The following is an 11,548-nucleotide window of genomic DNA, read 5'->3' as shown; positions in this document are numbered from 1 at the left end:
AAATGGCTGGTTTAAAACTACAGGCAGTAACCAAAAGCTGGGACGGCAAAACCCAGGTGATTAAACCGCTGACGCTGGACGTCGCGGACGGGGAATTTATCGTGATGGTTGGCCCATCCGGCTGCGGAAAGTCTACGCTGTTGCGGATGGTGGCCGGGCTTGAACGGGTAAGCGGCGGCGATATCTGGATTGATAATAAACGCGTCACCGAGATGGAGCCGAAGGATCGCGGCATTGCGATGGTCTTTCAAAACTATGCTCTCTACCCGCATATGAGCGTGGAAGAAAACATGGCCTGGGGGCTGAAAATCCGCGGGATGGGCAAGGAGCATATTGCTGAGCGGGTGAAAGAGGCGGCGCGTATTCTCGAGCTGGGTGAGCTGCTCAAACGTCGTCCGCGCGAACTTTCCGGCGGCCAGCGCCAGCGCGTAGCGATGGGACGAGCGATTGTACGTGACCCGGCGGTATTCCTGTTCGATGAGCCGCTTTCTAACCTTGATGCCAAGCTGCGCGTACAGATGCGTCTGGAGTTACAACATCTGCATCGCCGACTGAAAACCACCTCGCTGTACGTGACGCACGATCAGGTTGAAGCGATGACCCTCGCCCAGCGGGTTATGGTGATGAACAAAGGCATTGCCGAGCAGGTAGGGACGCCGGTTGAGGTGTATGAAAAGCCTGCCAGTCGCTTTGTGGCAAGCTTTATCGGCAGCCCGGCGATGAATCTGCTCGATGGGCGCATCAGCGCTACGGGTACCCATTTTGAGCTGGAGGGCGGCATGACGTTGCCCATCGGCAGAAGCGCCAGGGAGTGTATTGGGCGTAACATGACGTTGGGTATCCGCCCGGAGCATATTGCGCTAAGCTCGCAGGCCGAAGGCGGCGTGCCGCTGGTCGTCGACACGCTGGAAATGCTGGGTGCGGATAATCTGGCACATGGACGTTGGGGTGAGCAAAAGCTGGTGGTGCGGTTGGCGCATCAGCATCGCCCGACGGCAGGCAGCACGCTGTGGCTGCATCTGCCAGAACATCATCTGCATCTTTTTGATGGCGAAACAGGACAACGCGTATGAATAACTGGCCTTACCCTCATATTGTCGCCCATCGCGGCGGCGGTAAGTTAGCCCCGGAAAACACCCTGGCGGCGATCGACGTGGGGGCGCGATATGGGCATACCATGATCGAGTTTGACGCTAAATTGTCGAAAGACGGTGAGATCTTCTTACTGCATGACGACAACCTGGAACGCACCAGCAACGGCTGGGGCGTGGCTGGCGAATTGAACTGGCAGGATCTATTGCGCGTGGACGCCGGCAGCTGGTTTAGCGGTGAGTTTAAAGGCGAACCGTTGCCGCTGCTCTCGCAAGTTGCTGAGCGCTGTCGCCAGCACGGCATGATGGCAAATATTGAGATTAAACCCACCACCGGGACGGGGGCGCTCACCGGGAAGGTCGTGGCGCTGGCCGCACGTGAATTGTGGGCGGGAATGACGTCACCACTGTTGTCATCCTTTGAAATTGATGCGCTAGAAGCTGCGCAGCAGGCGGTGCCTGAACTGCCGAGAGGTTTGCTGCTGGATGAATGGCGCGAGGACTGGCGTGAGCTGACCACGCGGCTTGGCTGCGTCTCTATTCATCTTAATCATAAGCTGCTGGATGAGGCGCGCGTGGATGCGCTGCGCGATGCTGGGCTACGTATTCTGGTTTATACCGTCAACCGACCCCAGCGCGCGGCAGAACTGCTGCGCTGGGGCGTAGACAGCATCTGTACCGATGCCATTGATACCATTGGTCCGGATTTCCAGCCCAGTTAAGGCCCAATCGTTTTTAACGGAACGTTAGGTTGCGGCGTGCTGGAGGGCTTCAGCATGTCGCCGTTCTTTTTCTCCGACAGCATATGTTGCTTATTCAGCGAGCTGTCCGGATTACGGGTTCCACTCAACATCCCTCCGTTGCTGTTAGGCAGCATTTGCTGCTGTCCAGGATTCAACTCGCCCGGCTGAGACTGCAGCACGCGCTGGGTGTTGGTGTTGATTTGGTTTTCCATATGCTGTTGCTGCATGCGCGTCTGCGTTTGCAACTGCTGGTTGAGCATCCCTTTCTGCTGAATCTGCTGTGATTGCATTTGGGTTTGCATACGCTGCTGACTCGGGATCTGATAACCGGGTTGATTCGGGTTATTCATGGTGTTGATGGGCTGTGCAAAGCCTGTAAACGGCAACAGCATGGCTAAAAGTAAGAGTCGTTTCATCGCTTTTCTCCTCTCGGGGATCGTTTAAGTTTACTCCTTTCTCGCCGTTACGATGATTATTTCAGAGTTATGCACCAGGCTTAGTGGGGGCCGACCCCCGTACATCTGGAGAATAACGATGATAAAACCGACGTTTTTACGCCGGGTAGCCATTGCTGCTCTGCTCTCAGGAAGTTGTTTTAGCGTTGCTGCCGCGCCGGCTGCGCCACCGCCGGTATCCTACGGTGTCGAGGAAGATGTGTTCCATCCCGTTCGCGCGCAACAGGGGATGGTGGCTTCCGTAGATGCTTTAGCCACCCAGGTTGGGGTGGATATTCTGAAACAGGGCGGGAATGCCGTTGATGCCGCTGTAGCCGTTGGCTACGCGCTGGCGGTGACGCATCCGCAGGCGGGCAATCTGGGCGGCGGCGGGTTTATGCTGCTGCGTACCAAAGACGGTAACACCACGGCGATCGATTTTCGTGAAATGGCTCCCGCTGGCGCGACCCGTGATATGTTCCTTGATGAACAGGGCAACGCCGATGCGAAAAAGTCACTAACGTCGCATCTGGCATCCGGTACGCCGGGTACCGTGGCGGGTTTCTCGCTGGCGCTGGAGAAATACGGCACGATGCCGCTGAACAAAGTCGTGCGCCCAGCAATGAAGCTAGCGGAAGAAGGCTTTGTGGTTAACGACGCGCTGGCTGACGATCTGAAAACCTATGGCAGCGAAGTGCTCCCTAATCACGAGAACAGCAAAGCCATTTTCTGGAAAGACGGCGAGCCGCTGAAAAAGGGTGACAAGCTGGTGCAAACGAACCTGGCGAAAAGCCTGGAGATGATTGCCGAGAACGGTCCGGATGCGTTTTATAAAGGGGCAATTGCCGATCAGATTGCGGAGGAAATGCAGAAAAACGGCGGGTTGATGACCAAAGAGGATTTAGCCAGCTATAAAGCCGTGGAGCGTACGCCGATTAGCGGCGACTATCGCGGATATCAGGTCTTCTCCATGCCACCGCCGTCCTCTGGCGGTATTCACATTGTGCAGATCCTCAATATTCTCGAAAACTTCGATATGAAGAAGTACGGGTTTGGCAGCGCTGATGCCATGCAGGTAATGGCTGAAGCGGAGAAATATGCCTACGCCGACCGCTCGGAGTATCTGGGCGACCCGGATTTTGTGAAAGTACCGTGGCAGGCGCTGACCAACAAAGCCTATGCCAAATCGCTTGCCGATCAAATTGATATCAACAAGGCTAAGCCTTCCAGCCAGATCAAACCTGGCAAGCTCGCGCCGTATGAAAGCAATCAGACCACCCATTTCTCGGTGGTGGATAAAGACGGTAATGCCGTGGCGGTGACGTATACCCTGAACACCACCTTCGGCACCGGCATTGTGGCGGGTAACACCGGCATTCTGCTTAATAACGAAATGGACGATTTCTCCGCCAAGCCGGGCGTGCCGAACGTTTATGGGCTGGTGGGCGGCGATGCTAACGCGGTTGGGCCGAAGAAGCGTCCGCTGTCATCAATGTCGCCGACTATCGTGGTAAAAGACGGGAAAACCTGGCTGGTTACCGGCAGCCCTGGCGGGAGCCGAATCATCACCACCGTGCTGCAAATGGTAGTCAACAGCATTGATTTTGGAATGAACGTCGCCGAAGCGACCAACGCGCCGCGCTTCCATCATCAGTGGTTGCCCGATGAACTGCGCGTTGAGAAAGGGTTTAGCCCGGACACCATTAAGCTGCTGGAGCAGAAAGGGCAGAAAGTCGCACTGAAGGAAGCGATGGGCAGCACGCAGAGCATTATGGTAGGACCGGATGGCGCACTGTATGGCGCATCCGACCCGCGTTCCGTGGATGATTTAACGGCGGGATACTGATTTTTGATTAATAGCCCGGTGTCAGGCACCGGGCGTTTTGTTGGCTATGCCGTGAGCAACCGCGCTGGGTTATCAATACAGAGCCTGCGTAGAGTATCGTTGTCTACTCCACGGGCGGCCAGATAGGCGAGGAAAACATTCGGGACAAATCCCCAACCGTTCCCCCCATTTTTTGCCCACATCTGTTTGAGAAAAACATCATGGCTTAAAACTATCTGATCGGCGTAACCCAATTCAATCAGATGTGCTACCGCATCTGCGGTTTCCTGAACGCCTGGGGCGATACCTTCTTTTGGGAAAGTGATGTCCAGGCCAATCATGTCAAATTCAAGCCATACGCCGCGATCGAGCATTTTTCGTTGATAGGCAACATCTTTTCCCGAAGGATCTGAATGCGCCAGCGAGACTTTTGCCGGAGAGACGTTCATCTCTTCAAGGACAATATCCAGCACCTCATCACCCAGCCGCAGCCACCCTGGCATATGGATATTCATCGCAGTATGAGGATTATTACGTTGTGCCAGAGAAGCCGCTCGCAGACTGTTGCGTTCCGCCTGCGTAAAAGCGGGTGATACGCCAATTTCACCTATCATGCCGGCGCGAATATCCGTCTCGCCTATCCCCTGATTCAGTTCCTTATCAATAAGTGAGGCTAACAACTCGACAGGTTTGTGGATCCTGGCACTTTCAAACTTCTCCAGATAAGGTCCTGATGAAGCTACGATGTTCAAACCGGTTTTTAATGCCACTTCTCGCAATGACAAGACATCTCGACCGATAGATTCAGAACCTGTCGCGTCGACAATCGTCCTGCCTCCTAAGGACATAAAGTTGTTGATTTCAAAGATAACATCATCAATCTCCTTTCTGTCCATGTTATCGGCGCAGCAGTAGGGATCGTGTTTCAGTCCCCACTGTAGGTCAGCACTGACTTTTTTTCCTACCAGTTGCTGTGAAAAAGCATAATGTGGTTCATCAACAACGGATGACAGATCGTTAAACAGATGCTCATGTGGGAGCGTTAGCCCCATATCCGTGTGCGCAATGGGGCCTGTTACGGTTTGCAGGAAACCTTTCATCCTGACACCTCCATTTTTTGCGCCATTTTGGATGCTCTGTATTCGGGGATGGTGGTAACAATTGCGCCTATTAGCGCAAACAGCGTCCCAATGATCGTGACCAGATAGACCGTATTACCCAGTGACGGGATAAGTTCATCAATCAACACTGAGCCAAGCAATTGACCCGCGGTAGAAGCAACACCGAGCATCAACAGCCCTAAGCCTCTGACCAGAATCGCCATCAGCCCGATGGACAGCAGACCCAGCGGGCCACCGAGATACATCCACCACGTATCGGGTAACTGGACGGTGACATGACCTAATGCGACACGTATCGCCAGCGCAGCGCCCAGCACACAAAAGCCGACGATGAAGTTCCAGGTAATGGAAACCAGCATAGAGCCCGTTGCCTCGGCAACTTTGGCATTTCCAGCGGGCTGCCAGCCAGCGAGTAATCCTGCCAAAAATGGAAGGATAGCGAGCAGGATAAAGGAGGTTGAATGCCACTGTGGTGACACGACAAAAATCGTGGCAATAACAGCGAACAATGCGCCAGTAACGCGCCATGGCGTGAAGTATTTCTTCTCGTCCACACCGACACCAAAACGGTCGCACAGCAGGCCGGAAAGGAGGAGGGCGGAAATTAATGCAGTTTGAAACGTGGCAACGCCCAACGCGCTGGCTGATGCCCCTTCCGAAAATACAACCATCGCCCCGCATAATCCGGCAAACCAATTCCACAAAGGGATTTTCCGCGTTTTTATCAGAGCTGGGATCGACGCGAATTGCTGGCGTGTTTCTTTGCGCGCAATAATAATAAAAAACATGACGACCAGACCACTGGCGAACGAGATTACTGCGCAAGCATTTCCATCTTGCAACCAGTGTCCCAATTGCCCATTAACGGCAGACTGCATAGGGGAAAGCATACCGGCTAAGATAGTTGCAAGCATCAGTAAGGGGGTTGAGTACTTATTCTTGTTCATACATCAATCCTTATATTTTATAAAAGGAGTAACTTTCGTTACTCCATTGTTTTTTATTTTCTGGCGATGAATTGAAGCGTGTTAACCCACAGGTCGGTATAAAACGACCAGGACATAAATTGCTGTGTTCCCCAGTGCGGCGAACAGTCGCTCATGAAGCAGGCGGTTTTACCCTGTTGGTATTCACCAAACACTAACAGCGGGTCATTATTTATTGTTAAGACAACATCGGCATCTTCTCTGGAGACAACCTGGTTATATCCAAGAAATGCCGGGTAGTCGGTGAATCCGTTAACGACAGGATGTTCAGGGGAAATAGCCTCAGCGTAGATACCCTCTGGTTTTTCTACCCGGTCATCGCCGTCAAGCATAATAACTGGCAAAACCTCGGCAAGAATGGTGTTCTTGTAATTAGCTTTTGCCTCAATACCCATAAATGACAGATAGCCGCCAATCATGAGCAGTCCACCACCATTTTTGACATACTCTTTAATTGATTCCAGAGCATTGGGCTTTATTTTTAGCTGATAGAACGTCTCGTTTTGCAACAGGAACGTATTGCTGCCGATATCGCTAATGACAATGACATCGTAACGGTTTAGGTCATCAATGCTTTCTGGAAATGCGATTTGCACGGTGTGAGCAGGCATGTAATCAACTTCTACTCCGCCTTTCTTTAAGCATTCCAGTAACCATGTGGCACCCTCTTCATATTTACTGGAGGTAAAACTGTCATAGCCTTTTGAATGGATCATGTGAATATGCCAGGATTCTCCAATAAAGAGCACCTTTAGTTTTTTCTGTGTATTATTCATAGTCTGCTCCTTGATTTAGTGAGTCGAGATAGTTTGTTTGTAATGCGAACCTTGAATGCGATGAAGAACGGATTCGTTTTCTGGCATGTCAGAGGCATTGGGTGTTTCAACAGCAAGCGAGGCGAATGCACTGGCGTAGCACAATGCAGATGCCAGTGATTTTCCTTTAGCAAGGCCAGATGCGAGTGCACCATTGAAGGCATCACCCGCTCCTGCGGTATTTTTTACAACTGCCGGGAATGCCGGAGAATAGATGAATTGTGTTCCGTCATAAGCGAGGGAGCCTTTGCTCCCTAGGGTGATAATGGTATTTTTGACGCCTTTCTGATGAATAATCTTTGCCGCACTTTTTGCCGACTCAATATCATTGACGGACATGTTTGCCAACAGACCCGCTTCGGTTTCATTTGGCGTGATATAATCAATATTATCAATAATGGTATTGACCATTTCATTGTATGGTGCTGGATTTATAATGACAGGGATATCATTTTTCTGTGCGAGACGAATGGTTTGGTGAAGCGCTTCGTAATTTGTCTCCAGTTGTACGAGAACAATATCTGAATGAACGATGGCTTCTTTTTGTATGGTGATTTCATCAGGGGAAATTGTCATGTTAGCACCGGGGTAGATAGCGATGACGTTATCCCCGGTATCTCCATTCACCATAATAGTAGCTGTACCTGTTTGTGTTTCTTTGGTCTGATAGATAACGCTTTTATGGATTTTTGATGAGTTTATAAAATTAATGGCGTAATCACTGAAATGGTCTGACCCTACTTTAGTAATAAAATGCACATCAGAATCGGCATAGCTTGCAGCTAATGCCTGATTGCATCCTTTACCTCCGGGCGAAAAAATAAATTTATCGGCAAGTAATGATTCGCCTGTCGAGGGGAGCCTCGGTAGGTAACTGATAATATCAACATTGAACGAGCCAATAACACATACATTATTCTTCATGGCAGAGAGACCTTTTTTTATTTTCTGCGCTGATTCATATTTTTCCAGCACATAAGCAATTTCGTTTTTTGCAACGTTATCAAGAGAGTCAAGGGTAATAAATGCACCACCATGACAGCGAGTGAGATATCCCTGTCCGGCAAGTTCATTGAGATCTGAGCGAATAGTTTCCTTTGTTACCTTGAGACTTTTCGCCAGATTTGAAACTTTTACAACTCCCGAAATACTGATTTCTTTCAATATTCTATGATGGCGTTCAAATTTCATTTTTTACCTCACCGTGGTTAAGTTAGTCCCAGGGGAAGTATATTGTTGTGATTGTCACCATAAAGTGATGGCAGAAACCAAAAAAAAACAAAAATGTAATATTAATATTATTAAAGTTAAGATAAATAGCGATGAAGATAGTAAGTAAAATAACCCTATGATTCAGGCGGTTGTTACGCCTGAAGATGACGGCGGAGGCGATGGACTGCAATCAACAACTTTATGCCAGGATTGGATGGCAATTCCGCTTTTGCATGTAACGACGGGGAAATTAAGGATAATGACCTACAGCCTTCTGAACGTTGCAGGTCTTATTAGTTCCTTAAGGAACATACTGTTGCAGTGATTCAGACCAGTGAAATATTTGGCTGCTTTTATCCTGCAGGTTCACGACCTCTAAATCATAAAATCCCTGCGTCTTTGCCGACCGCAATTTCAGGATGTACTTACTCTCGCTGATGTCGTGCTGCCTTGTGCCGTCTTTATTCCAGTCTCCGGCGATATCCGAATAGTAATAAACAAGGTCAGAAAACACGTTGATTATCTTGCTGTCTTTGATGGTGTAGAGTTCCAGCACTTCATAAAATGCCCCACCGCCGGAGTAGGCATCGGAGTAGCCACCGCGCACCCCGAACGCCAGAGTATCGGGAGCGATCCGGTACGGTGCCAGATCCAATTTTGTATAATAAGCCAGCGGTCTGACGGACTCATCATCGCTCTCTTTCTCGGCAGCTTTATTCCACGCTGAGATCTGGTTTAATGGTTTTTCCAAGCGGGCAATCGGCTGCAGCTGTTGGTTCTGCCAGGAGAAAACGCCGAGATATAATTTATTGGCGCGTCCGTTGTTGTAGTTTTCCGGACAGGTGTTATCTGCGTACTTTTTTGCCTGCCCGGCATCGGCCTGATTGTCAGCAAAACAGGCGACGCCAATGTATTTCCCGTCTTTTCCCCAGGCTTTGGCGCCAGTGAGGATCAGATTATTAGGATTTTCGTTCGGCGCAACCCAGCCAATCCACTGGTTCTCTGATAATCCCTGTGGAAGTTCACCAAATCCTTTCGCAGGTGTTGCCCCTGCCATTTGCTCAGAAAAAATCTGTTTACCTTCAGTATGTTGAATAGCGCCGGGTACGGCATCGAGATTTTGTACGGTAGTGGCAAAAGCTGGGGAGAGCGAGGCCAGTAAAACCAGGGGAACAAACTTTTTCACTATTGCGTCCTTTCAATAAGCAGGGCGATAAGACTCGCCCTTAAATTTATTTCACGCGTGCCATTAAATACGCATCCACGTACTCGCCGTTGCGCAGGCCGTATTTCTTACCTGTCCCTTCGATCTCAAAGCCATGCTTTTTATAGACCGCAACAGCAGGTTCGTTATCAACAAACACCGTTAACTCGATACGGTCGACGCGCAGCCAGTTGTCGCACATGTCGATCATCGTACGGAGAAGCGCGCTGGCAACGCCGCGATTCTGCCAGCGGGCATCAACGCAGATACCAAAATCGGCCACGTGGCTGCGGCGCGGGCGCTGCGCGACCTCAATACAGAGATGTCCGACGACGATATCATCAATGCACGCGACCAGTTGTTTGATTCCGACCCGTTCGGTTAGTCGCTCTTGCCACATCTCCATGGAAGGATGAGGAACCTGTAGCGTGTTGTGATACACCTCTGGCTGGGCATGGATCTGACGAATTGCGTCGTAATCTTTCGGTTCAGCGTGGCGTATCACTATCTCACTCATTCCTTATCTCCTTCAGGGTTAATTGAGTCTTTACCCTCGCTGAGAAAGAAAATTACGTCAACTGCATTTTTTTGCAAAAAGAAGTAGACAAGTGCGAATGAGAATGATTATTATTGCTCTGCGTTCAGGGGAACCCCTACGGAGAACCTGAAAGCACGACATTGCTCACATTGCTTCCAGTATTACTTTAGCCAGCTTTTGCTGGCTTTTTTTTTGGGGTTTTGTTTCAGCCTGGCTTACTTGTCATTTTGCCCCCGGGAAGTGCTCGTGCTCCTCACGTACATTTAGTACGCTCCGGGCCCTGCGCGCTTGCCGTGAACAAACTGACCGCGACGCCGACGGCCTATCTTGAGGCATCTGCTTTTGTAGGCCGGATAAGGCTACGCCGCATCCGGCAAAGAATCCAACATTCAGTCTCCAGCCGCTTTGCGCTATGGTGTAGATAATCATCTTCAAAAGGACTGTCTCATGACCTTACACTGCGCATTTATTGGTTTTGGTAAAAGTACCACTCGCTACCATTTGCCGTACGTCCTCAACCGCAAAAATAGCTGGCATGTCGCGCACATTTTCCGCCGTAACGCCAGGCCGGAAGAGCAGGCGCCGCAGTATTCACATATTCACTTCACCAGCGACCTCGACGAGATCTTAAACGATCCGCAGGTGAAGTTAGTGATCGTTTGTACCCATGCTGACAGCCATTTTGACTACGCCAAACGTGCGCTGGAGGCGGGTAAAAACGTGCTGGTTGAGAAACCGTTCACGCCGACGCTGGCAGAAGCAAAAGTGCTGTTCGAACTGGCGCAAAGCAAAGGGCTGACCGTTACGCCGTATCAGAATCGCCGTTTTGACTCCTGCTTTCTCACTGCTAAAAAAGCGATTGAGAGCGGCAAGCTCGGCGAAATTGTTGAGGTTGAAAGCCATTTCGATTACTACCGTCCCGAGGCGGAAACTAAGCCGGGATTGCCACAGGATGGCGCATTTTATGGCCTGGGCGTACACACCATGGATCAGATTATCTCGCTGTTCGGACGCCCCGATCATGTGGCCTATGACATCCGCAGCCTGCGTAATAAAGCGAACCCGGACGATACCTTTGAAGCACAGCTGTTTTACGGCGACCTGAAAGCCATTGTTAAAACCAGTCATCTGGTGAAAATCGACTATCCGAAGTTTATCGTCCATGGCACCAAAGGCTCGTTTGTGAAGTACGGCATCGACCAGCAGGAAACCAGTCTGAAGGCCAATATTATGCCGGGTGAGCCAGGTTTCGCTGCTGATGATTCCATCGGAATGCTGGAGTATGTCAACGATGACGGCATCACAGTAAAAGAAGAGGTGAAGCCGGAGGTGGGGGATTACGGTCGCGTCTATGATGCGCTGTACCAGACGCTGACCGCCGGTACGCCTAATTACGTCAAGGAATCTGAAGTTCTAACCAACCTGGAGATTCTCGAACGCGCCTTCGAACAGGCATCTCCGGCGACGATAACCCTCGCCAAATAGCCTGCACAGACTCCTCTGGGTTTATTCATATTTTTTGAACAGAGGAGTCAATTTTCACCCTCTATGATCCCAGGCGGATTGAGTCCACACTTAC

The 11,548-nt window shown here is 50.5% G+C and carries 11 protein-coding genes; 4 read left to right on the top strand and 7 right to left on the bottom strand.

Annotation, left to right across the window (positions count from 1 at the left end; genetic code table 11):
* The first annotated feature begins 2 nt into the window (after positions 1-2).
* Both OGV71_RS05890 and ugpQ read left to right on the top strand, forming a co-directional pair.
* On the top strand, positions 3-1,073 hold the full coding sequence (locus OGV71_RS05890; protein ID WP_204583205.1) for a sn-glycerol-3-phosphate import ATP-binding protein UgpC: 1,071 nt from the start codon (positions 3-5) through the stop codon (positions 1,071-1,073).
* Complete coding sequence (gene ugpQ, locus OGV71_RS05885) at positions 1,070-1,813, top strand: glycerophosphodiester phosphodiesterase (RefSeq protein ID WP_204583206.1); 744 nt, start codon at positions 1,070-1,072, stop codon at positions 1,811-1,813. Before OGV71_RS05890 ends, ugpQ begins: the two co-directional genes overlap by 4 nt.
* Here ugpQ and OGV71_RS05880 read toward each other — a convergent pair.
* The gene (locus OGV71_RS05880; protein ID WP_071687975.1) at positions 1,810-2,250 is read right to left on the bottom strand and encodes a DUF2756 family protein; all 441 of its coding nucleotides are present in this window, start codon (positions 2,248-2,250) and stop codon (positions 1,810-1,812) included. The two genes, ugpQ and OGV71_RS05880, sit on opposite strands and share 4 nt — an antisense overlap.
* A gap of 118 nt (positions 2,251-2,368) precedes the next feature.
* On the opposite strand from OGV71_RS05880, the gene ggt reads away from it, so the two are divergent.
* Complete coding sequence (ggt, locus tag OGV71_RS05875; RefSeq protein WP_048218792.1) at positions 2,369-4,114, top strand: gamma-glutamyltransferase; 1,746 nt, start codon at positions 2,369-2,371, stop codon at positions 4,112-4,114.
* Between the two features lie 44 nt (positions 4,115-4,158).
* Here the strand turns inward: ggt and OGV71_RS05870 are convergent, their stop codons facing one another.
* The 6 genes from OGV71_RS05870 to yhhY all read right to left on the bottom strand — a co-directional run bounded on the left by OGV71_RS05870 (position 4,159) and on the right by yhhY (position 9,948).
* Positions 4,159-5,193, bottom strand: a complete 1,035-nt coding sequence (locus tag OGV71_RS05870) for a phosphotriesterase family protein (RefSeq protein ID WP_204583207.1) — start codon at positions 5,191-5,193, stop codon at positions 4,159-4,161.
* A complete protein-coding gene (locus tag OGV71_RS05865; RefSeq protein WP_003023463.1) occupies positions 5,190-6,161 on the bottom strand; it encodes a DMT family transporter in 972 nt (323 codons plus the stop codon). Before OGV71_RS05865 ends, OGV71_RS05870 begins: the two co-directional genes overlap by 4 nt.
* A gap of 53 nt (positions 6,162-6,214) precedes the next feature.
* Entirely contained in the window at positions 6,215-6,976 is a 762-nt protein-coding gene (locus tag OGV71_RS05860; RefSeq protein WP_046671270.1) for a glutamine amidotransferase, read from the bottom strand.
* Positions 6,977-6,991: 15 nt separating this feature from the next.
* Entirely contained in the window at positions 6,992-8,206 is a 1,215-nt protein-coding gene (locus OGV71_RS05855; protein WP_003023466.1) for a PfkB family carbohydrate kinase, read from the bottom strand.
* A gap of 322 nt (positions 8,207-8,528) precedes the next feature.
* Positions 8,529-9,413 (bottom strand): hypothetical protein, encoded by an 885-nt coding sequence (locus tag OGV71_RS05850; protein WP_204583208.1) that lies wholly within the window; start codon positions 9,411-9,413, stop codon positions 8,529-8,531.
* A gap of 46 nt (positions 9,414-9,459) precedes the next feature.
* Entirely contained in the window at positions 9,460-9,948 is a 489-nt protein-coding gene (gene yhhY / locus OGV71_RS05845; protein WP_138828002.1) for an N-acetyltransferase, read from the bottom strand.
* A gap of 468 nt (positions 9,949-10,416) precedes the next feature.
* Here yhhY and OGV71_RS05840 point away from each other — a divergent pair, with 468 nt between their 5' ends.
* Positions 10,417-11,454 (top strand): oxidoreductase, encoded by a 1,038-nt coding sequence (locus OGV71_RS05840; protein WP_003837856.1) that lies wholly within the window; start codon positions 10,417-10,419, stop codon positions 11,452-11,454.
* The last annotated feature ends 94 nt before the right edge of the window (positions 11,455-11,548 follow it).

Origin of the sequence: Citrobacter sp. Cf088, assembly GCF_030334295.1 — a bacterium.
GTDB classification, from domain to species: domain Bacteria; phylum Pseudomonadota; class Gammaproteobacteria; order Enterobacterales; family Enterobacteriaceae; genus Citrobacter; species Citrobacter freundii.
The sequence above is the reverse complement of the archived record's forward strand: the minus strand, read 5'-3'. Positions and strand labels throughout refer to the sequence as shown.

Coding starts and splice junctions, on each gene's coding strand:
- OGV71_RS05890 (WP_204583205.1), top strand. CDS start 3: ATGGCTGGTTTAAAACTACAGGCAGTAACCAAAAGCTGGGACGGCAAA.
- ugpQ (WP_204583206.1), top strand. CDS start 1,070: ATGAATAACTGGCCTTACCCTCATATTGTCGCCCATCGCGGCGGCGGT.
- OGV71_RS05880 (WP_071687975.1), bottom strand. CDS start 2,250: ATGAAACGACTCTTACTTTTAGCCATGCTGTTGCCGTTTACAGGCTTT.
- ggt (WP_048218792.1), top strand. CDS start 2,369: ATGATAAAACCGACGTTTTTACGCCGGGTAGCCATTGCTGCTCTGCTC.
- OGV71_RS05870 (WP_204583207.1), bottom strand. CDS start 5,193: ATGAAAGGTTTCCTGCAAACCGTAACAGGCCCCATTGCGCACACGGAT.
- OGV71_RS05865 (WP_003023463.1), bottom strand. CDS start 6,161: ATGAACAAGAATAAGTACTCAACCCCCTTACTGATGCTTGCAACTATC.
- OGV71_RS05860 (WP_046671270.1), bottom strand. CDS start 6,976: ATGAATAATACACAGAAAAAACTAAAGGTGCTCTTTATTGGAGAATCC.
- OGV71_RS05855 (WP_003023466.1), bottom strand. CDS start 8,206: ATGAAATTTGAACGCCATCATAGAATATTGAAAGAAATCAGTATTTCG.
- yhhY (WP_138828002.1), bottom strand. CDS start 9,948: ATGAGTGAGATAGTGATACGCCACGCTGAACCGAAAGATTACGACGCA.
- OGV71_RS05840 (WP_003837856.1), top strand. CDS start 10,417: ATGACCTTACACTGCGCATTTATTGGTTTTGGTAAAAGTACCACTCGC.